Consider the following 16,012-nt stretch of genomic DNA (forward strand, 5'->3'; position numbering starts at 1 on the left):
GCGCGCCTCAGGGGCAGACGGCCTCGACGTTGTTGCCGTCCGGATCGATCAGGAAGGCCGCGTAGTAGGTCGGGCTGTAGTCGGCGCGCGGACCGGCACCGCCGTTGTCGGTGCCGCCGGCCTTCAGGCCCGCCTTGTGGAAGGCCGCGACGGCCTTGTGGTCCTTGGCACGGAACGCGATGTGGGTGCCCGGCCCCTTCGCGCCCTTGGCCGCATAGAGCCACAGCGCAGGCGCTTCGGCCGGGCCGATGCCCGCATAGCTGTCGTCGTGCGAACCCAGCACATGGCCGAGTGGCGCAAGCGCTGCCTCGTAGAAACGGCGGCTTGCGGCGAGGTCCGCGACTTTCAATCCGATGTGGTCGTACATGATGGCTTCCTGCTCGATGTGTGAATCAGGCGGTCATCATGGAAGAGCGCGGCGATGCGGTCTTGGAAAATCTTGCGGTCGCCCTTGGCGGCCTGCCGAAAGCCGCGTGGCGACACGCCGGCCGCACGGTGGAAGGTGCGCACGAAATTGCTGAGGTCGGCAAAGCCAACGTCGAAGGCCACGTCGGTCACGGGGCGCTCGTCGTCCGCGAGCAGGCGCGCGGCGTGGCGCAGCCGGGAGCGCACGAGGTATTGGTGCGGCGTTACGCCGAGCACTTGCGAGAACAGGCGCAGGAAGTGGAACGAACTCAGGCCCGCTTCGGACGCGGCGCCGTCGAGGCCGATGTCGTCGTGGGAGTTGGCGTCGATCCACATGGCCGCATCCACCGCGCGGCGACGGTCGCGCGCACCAGCGGATTGCAGCGACGACGGCTTGCCGCGCCCGCCCACCACTTCGACAAAACGGCTGGCGAACCACATGCCCAGTTCGTCCAGTCCGACATCGCTCTGGCCCTCGGCCGCGACCTGGGCGAGTTCGCCCAGCACCATGAGTTCAGGCAGCGGCGGCAGGCCGGCGGTGCGCCAGGTGCGCTGGTCGCCGCCGATCAGGTCGACGAAACCGGGCGACAGGTGAAAGGCCAGGCATTCGTCGCCGCAGATGTGATGGTCGTGCGTGCAGACGTATTCGTCGCCCGGGCAACCCACCAGCACCGAGCCGGCGACCAGCTCATAGGCGTTGCCGCGCGTGCGATAGCCGAAGCTGCCCTTGCGCACGTACGAGACCGAGTAGTCCGTGTGCACCTCGGTGAACGGCTGCGCACCGGGGCCCGCGTCGCAGCGGTAGCTCGATACGCGGATCGGGTCGGTCTGCAGTTCGGTGGTGACGAGCATCGCGTTTCACCCTGCGGCGAGCGTTCTTCCTAGTCGACGGTCTGCATGGCCTGCCAGACGCGCGACGGGCTCAGCGGCATGTGCAGGCGCGGTGCCCGCGTTGCCAGGCCGTTGCGGGCGAAGGCATCGGCCACCGCATTGACGATGGCCGGCGTCGCACCGATGGTGCCGAGTTCGCCCACGCCCTTCACGCCCAGCGGGTTGTTGGTGCACGGCGTCGATTCGTCCATTTCCATGTTGAACATGGTGCTGACGATGTCGGCACGCGGGGCGGCGTAGTCCATCAGGCTGCCGGTGACGGGCTGGCCGGTTTCATGGTCGTACACCACCTGCTCGTACAGCGCCTGCCCGATGCCCTGCACCGCACCGCCTTCGAGCTGGCCGCGCACGATCATCGGGTTGATGACGCGACCCACGTCGTTGACGGAGCTGTAGGCCACCACGCTGATCTCACCGGTGGGCGGGTCGATCTCGATCTCGCAGATGTGGCAGCCGTTGGGCCAGGTCGGGCCGGCCACGGTGCTGGTGGAGTCCACGAAGATTTCGCGCTCTGGCTGCTTGCCGGCGAGCGTGAAGAGGTCGAGTTCGAGGTCGGTGCCGGCCACGGTGAAGACGCCGCGGCTGTAGGTGATGTCGTCGAGGGCGGCTTCGAATTCCTGCGCTGCGAGTTCGCGTGCCTTGTCGATGGTGCGCTCGGCGCCGATGCGCACGGCCGAGCCACCGGTGAACAGCGAACGCGAGCCGGCGCTGCCGAAGCCGTCGCCGCGGTCGGTGTCGCCGAGCACCACGCGCACCTTGTCGATCGGCACGCCGAAGGCATCGACCGCCAGTTGCGCGAGCGACGTGGCAATGCCCTGCCCCATGGCATTGACGGCGGAGAACACCTCGATCACGCCGTCGGCCTGCACCGAGACCGTGACGCGCTCCTCGAACACATTGCCGCCCGTCCATTCGAGGAAGGTGGCGATGCCAAGGCCGCGATGCTTGCCGTGGCTGGCTGAATCGGCCGCGCGGGCCTCGAAGCCCTCCCAGTCGGCGAGCGCCAGTGCCTGGTCCATCACCGACTCGAAATTGCCGGTGTCGTAAGTCTGCGCCATCGGGTTCTTGTACGGCATCTGCTCGGGGCGGATGAAGTTGCGCCGGCGCAGCACGATGCGGTCGATGCCGGTCTGGCGTGCGGCCTCGTCCATCAGGCGCTCGATGGTGAAGATGGCTTCGGGGCGGCCCGCGCCGCGGTAGGCGCCCGTGGGGGCGGTGTTGGTGAGCACGGCCTTGAAGTGGAAGTCGATGGTCTGGATGTCGTAGACGCTGGTCTGCACCCAGGGGCCGATCAGCAACTGGATTGCGACGCCGGTGCCGGTGGCATAGGCGCCCACGTTGGCCAGCGTCTTGATGCGCAGGGCCAGGATCTTGCCGTTGGCGTCGAGCGCCATTTCGGCACGCGCTTCGATGTCTCGGCCGTGCGCGCTCGACAGGAATTCTTCGCTGCGGTCGGCCACCCACTTGACCGGTCGCTTGACCTGCAGGGCTGCGAAGGCGACCGCGATGTCTTCGGGGTAGGCGCCGGTCTTCATGCCGAAACCGCCGCCCACGTCGCCCACCACCACGCGCACTTTTTCCTTGGCAAGGCCGATGGCCGCGCACACGGAATCGCGCACGCCCGAAGGCATCTGCGTGCTCATGCGGATCGTGAGGCGATCGGTCTCGGCGTCGTGCGCCGCGAGCACCGAACGCGGCTCGATGGTCAGCGCGACCACGCGCTGGTTGTTCACGTCGAGCGCGACCACATGGCTGGCCTTTGCAAAGGCGGCGGTTGCGGCCTCGCTGCTGCCGTGCCGCATCTCGGCGGCGATGTTGCCGGAGGCTTCCTCGCACAACTGTGGTGCATCTTCGGCCGTGGCGCTTGCGAGGTCGACCACCATGGGCAGGTCTTCGTAGTCGACCAGGATGGCTTCGGTCGCATCGCGCGCCTGCTGGATCGTGTCGGCAATGACCGCTGCCACCGCCTCGCCGACGAAGCGCGTGCGCTCGTGGGCGATGGCATGGCGTGGCGGGCTGGCGCTGTCGGTGCCGTCCGCGCGCTTGAAGCCCGCGGCCCCCGGCATGGGCTTGACGCCGGCCGTGGCCAGGTCGGCACCGGTGATCACGCGCAACACGCCGGGCATGGCGGAGGCCGCGCTGGTGTCGATCGAGAGGATGCGTGCGTGCGGGTAGGCGGAGCGAAGAAAAACGAGATGCGCCTGGTCGGGGAGCGTGACGTCGTCTGTGTAGTGTCCGGCACCTGCCAGCAGGCTTTCGTCTTCGAGGCGGCGCACCGCCTGGCCGCTGCCGAAGCGCGTGGGGTTGGGTTCAGTGGTCAACGTGGTCCTCTTGTGCTGGTCCCCGGCGCGAAACACATGCCTGCCGGATCCGCTTTGGGTGCTGCGAATGCAAGCTGTGCACTATATGGTCTTCGACGGGTCTTGTGGGTGTGTCGTGCCAACGGTAGCAACGCCCGGGCCTCAGTCTGCTGGACCGACCCGTGACGTACGCAATTTTCCCTCAACTGGATTCAGCTTTTTGCGAAGCCGTTTTAGCGAAGCCGTGTATACCTACGACCATGCAACAACTGCCCTGGCTCGAACCCGGAGATGCCCTGCCAGACCCCGCCTCGGCGTGGGGCGTGGCCGACCCTGTGCCCGGCCTTCTCGCGGCCGGCGGCGCACTGGATGTCGATACTTTGATGCAGGCCTACAGCCACTGCGTCTTTCCGTGGTTCAGCGAAGACCAGCCGATCCTCTGGTGGAGCCCGGACCCGCGCATGGTGCTGCAGGTGGCGCAGTTCAAGCTGCACCGTTCGCTTCGCAAGACCCTGACCCGATTTGCGGAAACGCCCGGCTGCGAGGTGCGCATCGACCATGACTTCGCCTCGGTCATCGAGGCCTGTTCGCGCTCGCCGCGCGTGGGCCAGTCGGGCACCTGGATCGTGCCGGACATGGTGAAGGCCTATACGAATTTGCACAAGGCCGGCCATGCGCACAGCGTCGAAACCTGGATCGATGGCAAGCTCGCGGGCGGCCTGTATTGCGTGGCACTGGGCCGCGCGGTGTTCGGCGAATCGATGTTCACCCGCCAACCCGATGCCTCGAAGATCGCGCTGGCGGCGCTGGTGTCGCTGTGCCGGCACTTCGGCGTCCAGATGATCGATTGCCAGCAGAACACCGCCCATCTGGCGAGCCTCGGCGCCCACGAGATGGCACGCAAGCGCTTCGTCGCGCATGTGGCGGCCGCGCGTCAGCAAGAGGCCCCACGGTGGCGATTCGAGCCCGTATACTGGAACGAACTCCTGTCCGCGCGACCTCCTCTTTCGACGTGACGCACCTCAAGGATCTCCCGCTTCACACGCTGCAGTTCTATGCGACGGCGCCCTATCCCTGCAGCTATCTGCCGGATCGCCAGGCCCGCTCGCAGGTGGCCACGCCCAGCCACCTGATCCACAACGACGCGTATTCCGACCTCGTGCTCAGCGGCTTCCGCCGCAGCGGCATGTTCACCTACCGCCCCTACTGCGACGGCTGCCGCGCGTGCATCCCATTGCGGGTGCTGGCGAACGAATTCCGTCCCACGCGCAGCCAGCGGCGTGCGGTGAAACAGCATTCCGACCTGCAGGCGCGCGTGCTCAAGCTCTGCTTCATGCCCGAGCACTACCAGCTCTACCTGCGCTACCAGAACGGTCGCCACGCAGGCGGCGGCATGGACCACGACAGCATCGACCAGTACACCCAGTTCCTGCTGCAAAGCCGGGTCAATTCGCGGCTGGTGGAGTTTCGCGAAACGCTGCCCGACGGCAGTGCCGGTGCGCTTCGGATGGTTTCCATCCTCGATGTGCTGAACGACGGCATTTCAGCCGTCTACACCTTCTATGAGCCCGACACGAGCGCTGGCTACGGCACCTACAGCGTGCTCTGGCAGATCGAGCAGGCGCGCAAGCTCGGCCTGCCGCACGTCTACCTCGGCTACTGGATCGAGCAAAGCTCGAAGATGAACTACAAGGCGCGCTTTTCCCCCCACGAAGTGTTGGTGGATGGACACTGGCAGGCATCAGGCGATTTCACAAGGTAAAATGGCGCTCGGTCATCACCGCACAGCGCCATGAGAAAAAACCAATCCGACGTTCCCGCCGTTCCCGTGATCCAGGTGATCGAGCGGATGTTTTCGCTGATCGATGTCCTGGCATCGCGCGAGGAAGCCATTTCGCTGAAGGAGATCAGCGAAAAGACTGGGCTCCATCCTTCCACCACGCACCGCATCCTCAATGACCTGGCGGTCGGCCGCTTCGTCGACCGGCCCGAGGCCGGCAGTTACCGGCTCGGCATGCGCCTGCTGGAGCTGGGCAATCTGGTCAAGGGTCGCCTCAACGTGCGGGACGCCGCGCTGGGCCCGATGCGCGAGTTGCACAAGCTCACGCAGCAGCCCGTCAACCTGAGCATGCGCCAGGGCGACGAGATCGTGTACATCGAGCGCTCCTACAGCGAGCGCTCGGGCATGCAGGTGGTGCGCGCCATCGGTGGGCGGGCCGCCCTGCACCTCACATCGACCGGCAAGCTGTTCCTGGCAGCCGACGATCCGCAGCGCGTGCGCAGCTACGCAACGCGCACGGGCCTCGCTGGCCACACCCGCAACAGCATCACGCAACTGCTGGCGCTCGAACGGGAACTGTCGAAGGCACGCCAGTACGGCATTGCCCGCGACAACGAAGAACTCGAACTGGGTGTGCGCTGCATGGCCGCCGGCATCTACGACGACCAGGGCAAGCTGGTGGCGGGCCTGTCGATTTCCGCGCCGGCCGACCGGCTGGACGAAGGCTGGCTGCCCAAGCTTCAGGCGACGGCCAATGAAATCTCGGGGGCGCTCGGGTTCAAGGACGGGATGTCCGCCACGCCAGCCCCTGCGGCGGGCAACAGCTCTTCGGCAGCGGGCACAGGTGCCTGATCGGCCCCTTCGACCTGGGGCATCCATCCGGTCAAGCAAATAAAAAGGCCCGCGATGCGGGCCTTTTTATTTCTTCTAGACGTCTCTCAACCAGCAACCTGGAAGCTGGCGTTGCGCGAGGAAACCGCCGGCGAACCCACAGCATGCGTGGCCTCGACCCAGCGACGCACGCGCTCCGCATCGGCAATCCGGCTGAATTTGCCGGCCGAATCCAGGAACACCATGATCAACTTGCGCCCGGCAACCTTGGCCTGCATCACAAGGCACTGGCCGGCTTCGGAGATGTAGCCCGTCTTCTGCACGCCGATTTCCCAATCCGGGCTCTTCACGAGGCGATTGGTGGTGTTGAACTGCAGCACGCGGTTGCCGACCTCGACCTGGTACTCAGGCGACGTGGAAAGCGAGCGCACCGTGGCATCGGAGTAAGCGGCATTGACCAGCAGCGCCAGGTCTTGCGCGCTCGACTGGTTGCGGCTCGACAGGCCGGTGGGCTCCACATAGCGCGTGTCCTTCATGCCGAGCATCTTCGCCTTGGCATTCATGATGCTCACGAAGGTCGTCAGGCCCCCCGGGTAGGTACGGCCCAGCGCGTGTGCCGCACGGTTTTCGCTCGACATCAGCGCCAGATGCAGCAGTTCGCCGCGCGACAGCGTGGTGCCGACCGTCAGGCGCGAGCTGCTTCGCTTTTCGGTGTCGACGTCGTCCTGGGTGATGGTGATCAGCTCTTCGTTCGGCAGATGGGCTTCACTGATGAGCAGGCCGGTCATCAGCTTGGTGAGCGATGCAATCGGCAGCACGGCGTGGTCGTTCTTGCTGAACAGCACCTCATGCGTGTCCTGGTCGATCACCAGTGCAACGCTCGACTTCAGGTCGAGCACGTCGTCGGTGCCATGCAAGCCAGCCATCTGGCCGAAGGACTGACGGGCAGGCGCCTCGACGCGCACAACCGAGCGGCGCTGCACGGCCACCACGGTCTTGCCATTCTTCTTGTGGATGGTGGCAACCACATTGCGGCCACCACGAACGGTTTTTTCTGCTCTCTCAGCCTTTTCGGCGCGGCCGCCGCGCTTGGCGACAACAGCCGTAGCGCCACGTGCAGCCTTGGCCGATGCAGTGCGCTTGACCTCGACCGGCACCGGACCCTTCGCCTTCTTGGCGACGGCGGTCTTGGCGGCGGTGGGCTTTTCTTTCTTCGCTGCCTGGGCGCCAGGCAGCAAAAACGCCGTGGCACAGAGCGCGACGGCGATGAATTTGAACGCGGGTAGAAACCGCTGGCTGGAAACTCGGCGGAGACGGGCTTCAGGCATTAATAAATCTCCAGCGGCGACAAACGAGAACCGCAGTGTATCGAAATCAAAAAAGACACGCAATATCAGTTACTTGCATCCTCTTCTTCAATCGAATACCAAGGAACGCCTGAAAACCTAACCTTGCGCTGCAACTCTCTCAGCTTGGCTCTGTAACTTGTTGAGCGCACTCAAATAAGCTTTAGCCGAAGCGACCACGATGTCCGGGTCTGCGCCCACACCGTTGACCACCCGCCCTGCGTTTTGTAACCGGACTGTAACTTCTCCTTGGCTTTCCGTCGAGCCACTGATGGCGTTTACAGAGTAAAGAACCATCTCGGCGCCGCTCTTGACGTGCGACTCGATCGCCTTGAGGGAAGCATCGACCGGGCCATTCCCGTCGGACTCGCCGGTCACTTCCTTGCCCTGGACCGTGAAAACGACCTTCGCCTGGGGGCGCTCGCCGGTTTCGCTGTGCTGGGAGAGAGAAACGAAAGCAAACTGCTCACCAACGTTCGACACCTCTTCCGCGCTGACGAGCGCGAGGATGTCTTCGTCAAAAATTTCGGACTTGCGATCGGCCAGCTCCTTGAAGCGCGAAAACGCTGCGTTGATGTCGGCCTCGCTGCCCATGGTCACGCCAAGCTCATTCAGGCGCTGCTTGAAGGCGTTGCGGCCGCTGAGCTTGCCCAGCACGATCTTGTTGGCGGCCCAGCCCACGTCTTCGGCCCGCATGATCTCGTAGGTGTCGCGCGCCTTGAGCACGCCGTCCTGATGGATCCCCGAGGCATGCGCGAAGGCGTTGGCACCCACCACGGCCTTGTTGGGCTGCACGACGAAGCCGGTCGTCTGGCTCACCATGCGGCTCGCGGCCACGATGTGCTGGGTGTCGATGCGCAGGTCGAGCCCGAAATAGTCCTTGCGGGTCTTGACCGCCATGACGACTTCTTCGAGCGAGCAGTTGCCCGCGCGCTCGCCCAGGCCATTGATGGTGCATTCCACCTGCCGCGCGCCGCCGATCTTCACGCCGGCCAGCGAGTTCGCCACCGCCATGCCGAGGTCGTTGTGGCAGTGCACCGACCAGATCGCCTTGTCGCTGTTGGGCACGCGCTCGCGCAGCATCTTGATGAAGTTGCCGTAGAGCTCGGGAATGGCGTAGCCGACGGTGTCGGGCACATTGATGGTGGTGGCGCCTTCGTTGATCACGGTCTCGATCACGCGGCACAGAAAATCCGGGTCGCTGCGGTAGCCGTCTTCGGGACTGAACTCCACGTCGGCCACCAGGTTGCGCGCAAAGCGCACGGCCAGCTTGGCCTGTTCATGCACCTCGTCGGGCGACATGCGGAGCTTCTTTTCCATGTGCAACGGCGAAGTCGCGATGAAGGTGTGGATGCGGCCGCGTGCCGCGCCCTTCAGGGCCTCGGCTGCCCGCGCGATGTCGCGGTCGTTGGCGCGAGAGAGGCCGCACACGGTGGCGTCCTTGATCACATCGGCAATCGCCTTGACGGCTTCGAAGTCGCCGTTCGAGCTGGCGGGGAAGCCGGCTTCGATGACATCGACCTTGAGCCGCTCCAGCTGCTTGGCAATGCGCATCTTCTCGTCGCGCGTCATCGAGGCGCCGGGCGATTGCTCGCCGTCGCGCAAGGTGGTGTCGAAAATTATGAGTTGGTCAGTCATCGTGAATCTCCTTTGTTCGTTTCCACCTTGCGCACCCCGTGAAGGGCAGCGTCAGGCGACTTCAACCGCCGATTGTGCGCTGTGCGCGCCTCGGCTCCGGGCCCGCTCCACGCCCGAGAGGATGGCCTTGAGCGATGCCGAGATCACATTCGCGTCAATGCCGACACCGAACAGGGTCTGCGTCTCATCGATGCGCAACTCGAGGTACGCCACCGATTTCGCGTCGGCACCGGCGCCGATGGCGTGCTGGTGGTAGTCCATCACGCGCACCGTATGGCCGGTGGCCTTGTTCAGTGCCTGCGTGAAGGCATCGATCGGTCCGTTGCCGCGGCCTTCGATGGCGCGAGTCTCGCCGTCCCAGGGCAGGTCGCCACGCAGAACCACGGTGGCATTGGCGCCCTCGCCCTCTTCCTCGATCACGCGGTGCTGCAGCGAGTGGGCGGTGTCGATGCCGTATTCGCGCACGAAGAGATCCCAGAGATCTGCCGCTGTGAGCTCCTTGCCGGCCACGTCCATCACGCGCTGCACGGTCTGCATGAATTCCATCTGCAGGCGACGCGGCATCTCGATGCCGTATTCGCTTTCGAGCAGGTAGGCCATGCCGCCCTTGCCAGATTGGCTGTTGACGCGGATCACGGCTTCGTAGCTGCGGCCCACGTCCTTCGGGTCGATGGGGAGGTAGGGCATGTCCCAAATGTCCCCGTCCTTGCGTGCGGCGAAGGCCTTCTTGATCGCATCCTGGTGCGAACCCGAGAACGAGGTGTAGACAAGGTCACCCACGTACGGGTGGCGCGGATGCACCGGGATCTGGTTGCAGTGCTCGACCGTGGCGCGAATCTCGTCGATGCTCGAGAAGTCGAGCTCGGGCGATACGCCTTGCGTGTAGAGGTTGAGCGCAACGTTCACGAGGTCGAGGTTGCCAGTGCGCTCACCGTTGCCGAAGAGGCAGCCTTCGATGCGCTCGGCGCCAGCCATCAACGCCAGTTCGCCTGCCGCCGTGCCAGTGCCGCGGTCGTTGTGCGGGTGCACGCACAGCACGATGGAGTCGCGGCGTGCAAGGTTGCGATGCATCCACTCGATCATGTCCGCAAAGATATTCGGCGTGGAATGCTCGACCGTGGTGGGCAGGTTGACGATGCACTTGCGCTCGGGCGTCGGCGCCCAGACGTCGGTGACCGCATCGACGACGCGCTTGGAAAAGACCACGTCGGTGCCCGAGAACATTTCAGGCGAGTACTGGAAGGTCCACTTCGTGGCCGGCTGCTTGGCGGCGAAGTCGTTGAACATGCGCGCGTGGCTGCTGGCGAGTTCGACGATCTGGTCTTCGTTCATACCGAGCACCACGCGGCGCATCACCGGGGCCACGGCGTTGTAGAGGTGGACGATGGCGCGCGGGGCGCCTTGCAGCGATTCGAAGGTGCGGGCGATGAGGTGGTCGCGTGCCTGCGTCAACACCTGGATCGTCACGTCGTCGGGAATGCGGTCTTCCTCGATGAGCTTGCGCACGAAGTCGAATTCGACCTGCGATGCGGAGGGAAAGCCGACTTCGATTTCCTTGAAGCCGATGGCCACCAGGGTCTCGAACATGCGCATCTTGCGGGCGATGTCCATCGGCTCGACCAGCGCCTGGTTGCCATCACGCAGATCGGTCGACAGCCAGATCGGGGCCTTGGTCAGCACGGCATCGGGCCAGGTGCGGTCCTTGAGGCCGATCGGGGCGAATGCGCGGTATTTGGCTTGAGGTTGCTTGAGCATGTCGATTTCTCTGTGATGGTTGGTAATCAACCAGCAACCCCAAAAACAAACGGCCCGTTGCTGGTGCGAACGGGCCGTGGTGAGGGATTTGCGCGTGCGCTACCGTCTCCGCCCGTGAGGGAGGGCTAGTAGGGCCAGCAGCGAAATCTTGGTCATGAGGGTTGCGAATGTAGCACAGCCTTTGCGGGCCTGGGAAGGCCCGGTGCCTCAGTTGTGCAGGCCGCGCTCGTCAGGTTCTTCGGTCGACGTGCTGATCACGCTGGCCGGCTGGCCCTTGGCCTTGCGCCAACCGTAGACCACATAGCCGCTCAGGCCATAGATCACGAAGAGGCTGAACAGCACGGTCGGCGGATGGATGTTGATGACGGCGATGCCGAGCGCGATCAGCACGATCGCGGCAAAGGGCACGCTCTTCTTCATCTGGATGTCCTTGAAGCTGTAGAACGGTGCGTTGGTGACCATCGTGAGACCCGCATAGAGCGTGAACGCGAAAGTGACCCAGGTGATCTGCGTCCACGAGAGATACAGCACCTCGCCGCCACGCTTGCCCCACTCGTCCACCAGCCAGATGAATCCGGCCACCAGTGCTGCAGCCGCAGGCGACGGCAAGCCCTGGAACCAGCGCTTGTCGACCACGCTGGTGTTGACGTTGAAACGCGCCAGCCGCAGTGCCGCGCAGGCGCAGTACACGAAGGCCGCAATCCAGCCCCAGCGCCCGAGGCCCTTGAGCGACCACTCGTAGGCGATCAGCGCAGGCGCGGCGCCGAACGACACCATGTCGGACAGCGAATCCATCTGCTCGCCGAACGCGCTTTGCGTGTTGGTCATGCGCGCGACGCGGCCATCGAGGCTGTCGAGAATCATCGCGGCGAACACGCCGAGCGCCGCGAGATCGAAGCGCGCGTTCATGGCCATCACGACCGAATAAAAACCGCCGAACAACGCCGCCAGCGTGAACAGGTTCGGCAGGATGTAGATGCCCTTGCGGCGTTTGCGCGGTTGCACCTCGTCGGGAACCGTATCGTCATGCATTGAATTTGCCTCCGTCCCTCATGGGCACTGCGCGGTCAGCTATCCATTCGATAGCATCTTGATCTGTGAGTCGCATGGTTCGCAGTGTAGTTCAGGGGATGCTTTGCCCCCGTCAAACAAAAGGGCCACCGCGACGGGTGGCCCTTGGGAAACGGGTGCCGAAGCACCCTTTGCCAGCAGGATCAGTTGCGGGTCTGGTCGACCAGCTTGTTCTTCTTGATCCAGGGCATCATCGCGCGCAGCTTTTCGCCGACCACTTCGATCTGGTGCTCTGCACCCAGGCGACGGCGGCTGATCAGCGTGGGCTGGCCGGCGGCGGCTTCGAGCACGAAGCTCTTGGCGTATTCGCCGGTCTGGATGTCCTTGAGCACTTGCTTCATGACCTTCTTGGTCTCGTCGGTCACGATGCGCGGGCCCGTGACGTACTCGCCGTATTCGGCGTTGTTCGAGATCGAGTAGTTCATGTTGGCGATGCCGCCTTCATAGATCAGGTCGACGATGAGCTTGAGCTCATGCAGGCATTCGAAGTACGCCATTTCGGGGGCGTAGCCGGCTTCCACCAGCGTTTCGAAACCAGCCTTGATCAGCTCGACCGTGCCGCCGCACAGAACCGCTTGTTCGCCGAACAGGTCGGTCTCGGTTTCTTCGCGGAAGTTGGTCTCGATGATGCCGGCCTTGCCGCCGCCGTTGGCGGTGGCGTAGCTCAGCGCGAGGTCACGCGCCTTGCCGGTCTTGTCCTGGTGCACGGCCACGAGGTGGGGCACGCCGCCGCCTTGCGTGTACGTGCTGCGCACCGTATGGCCCGGGGCCTTGGGAGCGACCATCCACACGTCGAGGTCGGCGCGCGGCTGCACGAAACCATAGTGCACGTTGAAGCCGTGCGCGAAGACGAGCGAGGCGCCTTCCTTGATGTGTGGGGCCACGTCGTTCTTGTAGACGTTGGCGATCTGCTCGTCGGGCAGCAGGATCATGACCACGTCAGCCGACTTCACGGCATCGGCGACTTCGGCGACCTGCAGGCCGGCCTTGCCGACCTTGTCCCACGAAGCACCACCCTTGCGCAGGCCGACCACGACCTTGACGCCGCTGTCGTTCAGGTTCTGCGCATGCGCGTGACCTTGCGACCCGTAACCGATGATTGCGACCGTCTTGCCCTTGATGAGGCTGAGATCCGCGTCCTTGTCGTAGTAAACCTTCATATGCGTCTTTCCTATTTAATCTCTGGCACCCCCAAGGGGTGCCGTTCACTCACAGTTGGCCGGAAGAATTCCGGTCCTTCATTTGCTGATTGATCGACACGAGGTTGTCGTGAATGCGGAACAGCAGGATCAGCAATTCGCTGTAGACGCGAACCATGATCGCGCCGAAAACCAGAATGGCGAGGCCGGTAAGAACCCCTCTGAGGCCGCCGCTGAAAAGCGCGCCGACCCCGGAAACCAGTACCACCAGCAGTCCCAGGAAATACAGTATCCGGATGACGATGGGGGTCACCATCTTGTCGAAGCCCAGCAAGTCTTGCATTACCTTCTCCTCATGTCGTGTTGATGAACGATGAAACTGAGGGGATCTTCACCCCCTACACGCGCAGGATGCGCTCGCCGCGCCCGATGCCGCTGGCACCGGTGCGGACAGTCTCGAGGATAGCGCTACGGTCGATCGCTTCCAGAAAAGCGTCGTTCTTGCCGTGGTCGCCGGTGAGTTCGATGGTGTAGCTCTTGTCGGTCACGTCGATGATCCGGCCTCGAAAAATCTCGGCCATGCGCATCATTTCTTCGCGCTCCTTGCCCACCGCGCGCACCTTCACCATCATGAGCTCTCGCTCGGTGTAGGCGCCTTCGGTCAGGTCGACAACCTTCACGACTTCGATGAGGCGATTCAGGTGCTTGGTGATCTGCTCGATCACGTCGTCGGAACCGGCAGTGACGATCGTCATGCGCGAGAGGCTCGGGTCCTCGGTCGGCGCAACGGTCAGCGATTCGATGTTGTAGCCACGGGCCGAGAAAAGGCCCACCACGCGGGAAAGAGCACCCGGCTCGTTTTCCAGCAGCACTGCAATGATGTGTTTCATGTTTGCGCGACTCCTCTTTTCGCCTACGCGGAAGCTTTCGCTTTCGCCGCCCTCCCCCGCGCACGGTAATGCGCGGGCTTGGCGGGCAATAGATTCGTCAGTAAGAGTTGAACGGACTAGCGAACGAACAAGGGAACCGGGATCAGAGATCCTCGGAACCCAGGAGCATCTCGGTGATGCCCATGCCGGCCTTCACCATCGGGAACACGTTCTCGGTGGGGTCGGTACGGAAATCCATGAACACCGTGCGGTCCTTGAGCTTGCGTGCTTCGCGCAGCGCAGGCTCCACGTCTTGTGGACGCTCGATCAGCATGCCGACGTGGCCGTAGGCCTCAGCGAGCTTCACGAAGTTGGGCAGCGCGTCCATGTAGCTGTGGCTGTAGCGGCCGGAGTATTCGATCTCCTGCCACTGGCGCACCATGCCCAGGTAGCGGTTGTTCAGCGAGCAGATCTTGATCGGCGTGTTGTATTGCAGGCAGGTGGAGAGTTCCTGGATGCACATCTGCACCGAGCCTTCACCGGTGATGGTGAACACTTCCGAATCGGGCTTGGCGAGCTTGATGCCCATGGCGTAGGGAATGCCCACGCCCATGGTGCCCAGGCCGCCCGAGTTGATCCAGCGACGCGGCTCGTCGAAGCGGTAGTACTGCGCGGCCCACATCTGGTGCTGGCCGACGTCGGACGTGATGTAGGCATCGGCGTCCTTGGTCATGTTCCAGAGCGTCTCGACCACGAACTGCGGCTTGATCACGTCCTTGTTGCCGCGGTCGTACTTGAGGCAGTCGCGCGAGCGCCATGCTTCGATGGTCTTCCACCAGTCGGCCAATGCGCCGCCGTCGGGCTTGGTCGTGCTCTCGCGGATCATCGAGATCAGTTCGGTGAGCACGTCCTTCACGTCGCCGACGATCGGAATATCGACCTTCACGCGCTTGGAAATGCTCGACGGATCGATGTCGATGTGGATGATCTTGCGTTCGTTCTGCGCGAAGTGCTTGGGGTTGCCGATCACGCGGTCGTCGAAGCGCGCGCCCACGGCCAGCAGCACGTCGCAGTTCTGCATCGCGTTGTTGGCTTCGATGGTGCCGTGCATGCCCAGCATGCCGAGGAACTTGCGGTCGCTCGCCGGATAGGCACCCAGGCCCATCAGCGTGTTCGTGACCGGGTAGCCGAGCATGTCGACCAGCGTACGCAGCTCGTTGCAGGCATTGCCCAGCAGCACGCCGCCGCCGGTGTAGATGTACGGGCGCTTGGCCGTCAGCAGCAACTGCAGTGCCTTGCGGATCTGGCCGCCGTGGCCCTTGCGCACCGGGTTGTACGAGCGCATCTCGACCTTGTCGGGATAGCCGGCGTAAGGCGTCTTCTTGAAGGAAACGTCTTTCGGCACGTCCACCACCACCGGGCCCGGACGGCCGCTGCGTGCAATGTGGAAGGCCTTCTTCATCGTCATGGCCAGATCCTTCGGATCCTTGACGAGGAAGTTGTGCTTGACGATGGGGCGGGTGATGCCGACCGTGTCGCATTCCTGGAAAGCATCGAGGCCGATGGCTGCCGTTGGCACCTGGCCCGAGATGATCACCATCGGGATCGAGTCCATGTACGCGGTCGCGATGCCGGTGACCGCATTGGTCAGGCCGGGGCCGGAGGTGACCAGCGCCACGCCGACTTCACCAGTCGCACGTGCATAGCCGTCGGCCGCGTGGACTGCCGCCTGTTCGTGGCGCACCAGCACATGCTGGATGGTGTCCTGCTTGTAGAACGCGTCGTAGATGTAGAGAACCGCGCCGCCGGGATAGCCCCAGACGTACTGAACGCCTTCGGCCTGCAGTGCCTTGACCAGCACTTCAGCGCCCATGAGTTCTTGCGTGGCATTGCCGGCGCCGGAAGACGCAGCGGCTGCGGAGATGATTTCCGCCTTTGAGATTTCCATGATCAACCTTTGTCTATTTCGGGAACGAAATACCTTGGG

14 protein-coding genes are annotated in these 16,012 nt (G+C 63.9%); 3 read left to right on the plus strand and 11 right to left on the minus strand.

Annotated elements, in window-relative coordinates; translation table 11 throughout:
• Nucleotides 1-7 precede the first annotated feature (7 nt).
• The 3 genes from ACSFB7_RS01480 to ACSFB7_RS01490 are packed head-to-tail and all read right to left on the minus strand — an operon-like array spanning nucleotide 8 to nucleotide 3,617.
• Nucleotides 8-367 (minus strand): VOC family protein, encoded by a 360-nt coding sequence (locus tag ACSFB7_RS01480; RefSeq protein ID WP_435466390.1) that lies wholly within the window; start codon nucleotides 365-367, stop codon nucleotides 8-10.
• A complete protein-coding gene (locus tag ACSFB7_RS01485) occupies nucleotides 346-1,257 on the minus strand; it encodes a helix-turn-helix transcriptional regulator (protein ID WP_435466392.1) in 912 nt (303 codons plus the stop codon). Before ACSFB7_RS01485 ends, ACSFB7_RS01480 begins: the two co-directional genes overlap by 22 nt.
• Nucleotides 1,258-1,286: 29 nt before the next feature.
• A complete protein-coding gene (locus ACSFB7_RS01490; RefSeq protein ID WP_435466393.1) occupies nucleotides 1,287-3,617 on the minus strand; it encodes a xanthine dehydrogenase family protein molybdopterin-binding subunit in 2,331 nt (776 codons plus the stop codon).
• 239 nt (nucleotides 3,618-3,856) lie between these two features.
• Between ACSFB7_RS01490 and aat the strand changes: the two genes are divergently transcribed.
• Genes aat through ACSFB7_RS01505 form a run of 3 tightly spaced genes read left to right on the plus strand, consistent with a single transcriptional unit; the run spans nucleotide 3,857 to nucleotide 6,228 of the window.
• Nucleotides 3,857-4,612 carry a leucyl/phenylalanyl-tRNA--protein transferase gene (aat, locus tag ACSFB7_RS01495; RefSeq protein WP_435466395.1) on the plus strand — a complete coding sequence of 252 codons (756 nt, stop codon included), beginning with the start codon at nucleotides 3,857-3,859 and terminating at the stop codon, nucleotides 4,610-4,612.
• Entirely contained in the window at nucleotides 4,609-5,358 is a 750-nt protein-coding gene (locus tag ACSFB7_RS01500; RefSeq protein WP_435466397.1) for an arginyltransferase, read from the plus strand. The genes aat and ACSFB7_RS01500 overlap by 4 nt, the downstream gene beginning before the upstream one ends.
• A 30-nt stretch (nucleotides 5,359-5,388) precedes the next feature.
• On the plus strand, nucleotides 5,389-6,228 hold the full coding sequence (locus ACSFB7_RS01505; RefSeq protein ID WP_435466399.1) for an IclR family transcriptional regulator: 840 nt from the start codon (nucleotides 5,389-5,391) through the stop codon (nucleotides 6,226-6,228).
• 86 nt (nucleotides 6,229-6,314) lie between these two features.
• Here the strand turns inward: ACSFB7_RS01505 and ACSFB7_RS01510 are convergent, their stop codons facing one another.
• From ACSFB7_RS01510 to ACSFB7_RS01545, 8 genes are all read right to left on the minus strand, one after another.
• On the minus strand, nucleotides 6,315-7,535 hold the full coding sequence (locus tag ACSFB7_RS01510) for a serine hydrolase (protein WP_435468044.1): 1,221 nt from the start codon (nucleotides 7,533-7,535) through the stop codon (nucleotides 6,315-6,317).
• A gap of 117 nt (nucleotides 7,536-7,652) precedes the next feature.
• Nucleotides 7,653-9,191 (minus strand): 2-isopropylmalate synthase, encoded by a 1,539-nt coding sequence (locus tag ACSFB7_RS01515; protein ID WP_435466401.1) that lies wholly within the window; start codon nucleotides 9,189-9,191, stop codon nucleotides 7,653-7,655.
• A gap of 51 nt (nucleotides 9,192-9,242) precedes the next feature.
• Nucleotides 9,243-10,946, minus strand: coding sequence for a 2-isopropylmalate synthase (gene leuA / locus ACSFB7_RS01520; RefSeq protein WP_435466403.1), 1,704 nt, complete (start codon nucleotides 10,944-10,946; stop codon nucleotides 9,243-9,245).
• A 207-nt stretch (nucleotides 10,947-11,153) separates the two neighbouring features.
• A complete protein-coding gene (gene pssA, locus ACSFB7_RS01525) occupies nucleotides 11,154-11,978 on the minus strand; it encodes a CDP-diacylglycerol--serine O-phosphatidyltransferase (protein WP_435466405.1) in 825 nt (274 codons plus the stop codon).
• A gap of 182 nt (nucleotides 11,979-12,160) precedes the next feature.
• Nucleotides 12,161-13,177, minus strand: coding sequence for a ketol-acid reductoisomerase (gene ilvC, locus ACSFB7_RS01530; protein WP_093240696.1), 1,017 nt, complete (start codon nucleotides 13,175-13,177; stop codon nucleotides 12,161-12,163).
• Between the two features lie 49 nt (nucleotides 13,178-13,226).
• Nucleotides 13,227-13,499, minus strand: coding sequence for a DUF4282 domain-containing protein (locus ACSFB7_RS01535; RefSeq protein ID WP_435466407.1), 273 nt, complete (start codon nucleotides 13,497-13,499; stop codon nucleotides 13,227-13,229).
• Nucleotides 13,500-13,554: 55 nt separating this feature from the next.
• The gene (ilvN, locus tag ACSFB7_RS01540) at nucleotides 13,555-14,046 is read right to left on the minus strand and encodes an acetolactate synthase small subunit (protein ID WP_187109719.1); all 492 of its coding nucleotides are present in this window, start codon (nucleotides 14,044-14,046) and stop codon (nucleotides 13,555-13,557) included.
• Between the two features lie 142 nt (nucleotides 14,047-14,188).
• Nucleotides 14,189-15,973 carry an acetolactate synthase 3 catalytic subunit gene (locus ACSFB7_RS01545; RefSeq protein ID WP_435466409.1) on the minus strand — a complete coding sequence of 595 codons (1,785 nt, stop codon included), beginning with the start codon at nucleotides 15,971-15,973 and terminating at the stop codon, nucleotides 14,189-14,191.
• Nucleotides 15,974-16,012: the final 39 nt, after the last annotated feature.

It is taken from the genome of Variovorax raffinosi, from assembly GCF_051216615.1.
GTDB lineage: Bacteria > Pseudomonadota > Gammaproteobacteria > Burkholderiales > Burkholderiaceae_C > Variovorax.

Excerpts from the sequence above, each read along its gene's own strand:
- ACSFB7_RS01480 (WP_435466390.1), bottom strand. The coding sequence starts at position 367 with ATGTACGACCACATCGGATTGAAAGTCGCGGACCTCGCCGCAAGCCGC.
- ACSFB7_RS01485 (WP_435466392.1), bottom strand. The coding sequence starts at position 1,257 with ATGCTCGTCACCACCGAACTGCAGACCGACCCGATCCGCGTATCGAGC.
- aat (WP_435466395.1), top strand. The coding sequence starts at position 3,857 with ATGCAACAACTGCCCTGGCTCGAACCCGGAGATGCCCTGCCAGACCCC.
- ACSFB7_RS01505 (WP_435466399.1), top strand. The coding sequence starts at position 5,389 with ATGAGAAAAAACCAATCCGACGTTCCCGCCGTTCCCGTGATCCAGGTG.
- ACSFB7_RS01510 (WP_435468044.1), bottom strand. The coding sequence starts at position 7,535 with ATGCCTGAAGCCCGTCTCCGCCGAGTTTCCAGCCAGCGGTTTCTACCC.
- ACSFB7_RS01515 (WP_435466401.1), bottom strand. The coding sequence starts at position 9,191 with ATGACTGACCAACTCATAATTTTCGACACCACCTTGCGCGACGGCGAG.
- leuA (WP_435466403.1), bottom strand. The coding sequence starts at position 10,946 with ATGCTCAAGCAACCTCAAGCCAAATACCGCGCATTCGCCCCGATCGGC.
- pssA (WP_435466405.1), bottom strand. The coding sequence starts at position 11,978 with ATGCATGACGATACGGTTCCCGACGAGGTGCAACCGCGCAAACGCCGC.
- ilvC (WP_093240696.1), bottom strand. The coding sequence starts at position 13,177 with ATGAAGGTTTACTACGACAAGGACGCGGATCTCAGCCTCATCAAGGGC.
- ACSFB7_RS01535 (WP_435466407.1), bottom strand. The coding sequence starts at position 13,499 with ATGCAAGACTTGCTGGGCTTCGACAAGATGGTGACCCCCATCGTCATC.
- ilvN (WP_187109719.1), bottom strand. The coding sequence starts at position 14,046 with ATGAAACACATCATTGCAGTGCTGCTGGAAAACGAGCCGGGTGCTCTT.
- ACSFB7_RS01545 (WP_435466409.1), bottom strand. The coding sequence starts at position 15,973 with ATGGAAATCTCAAAGGCGGAAATCATCTCCGCAGCCGCTGCGTCTTCC.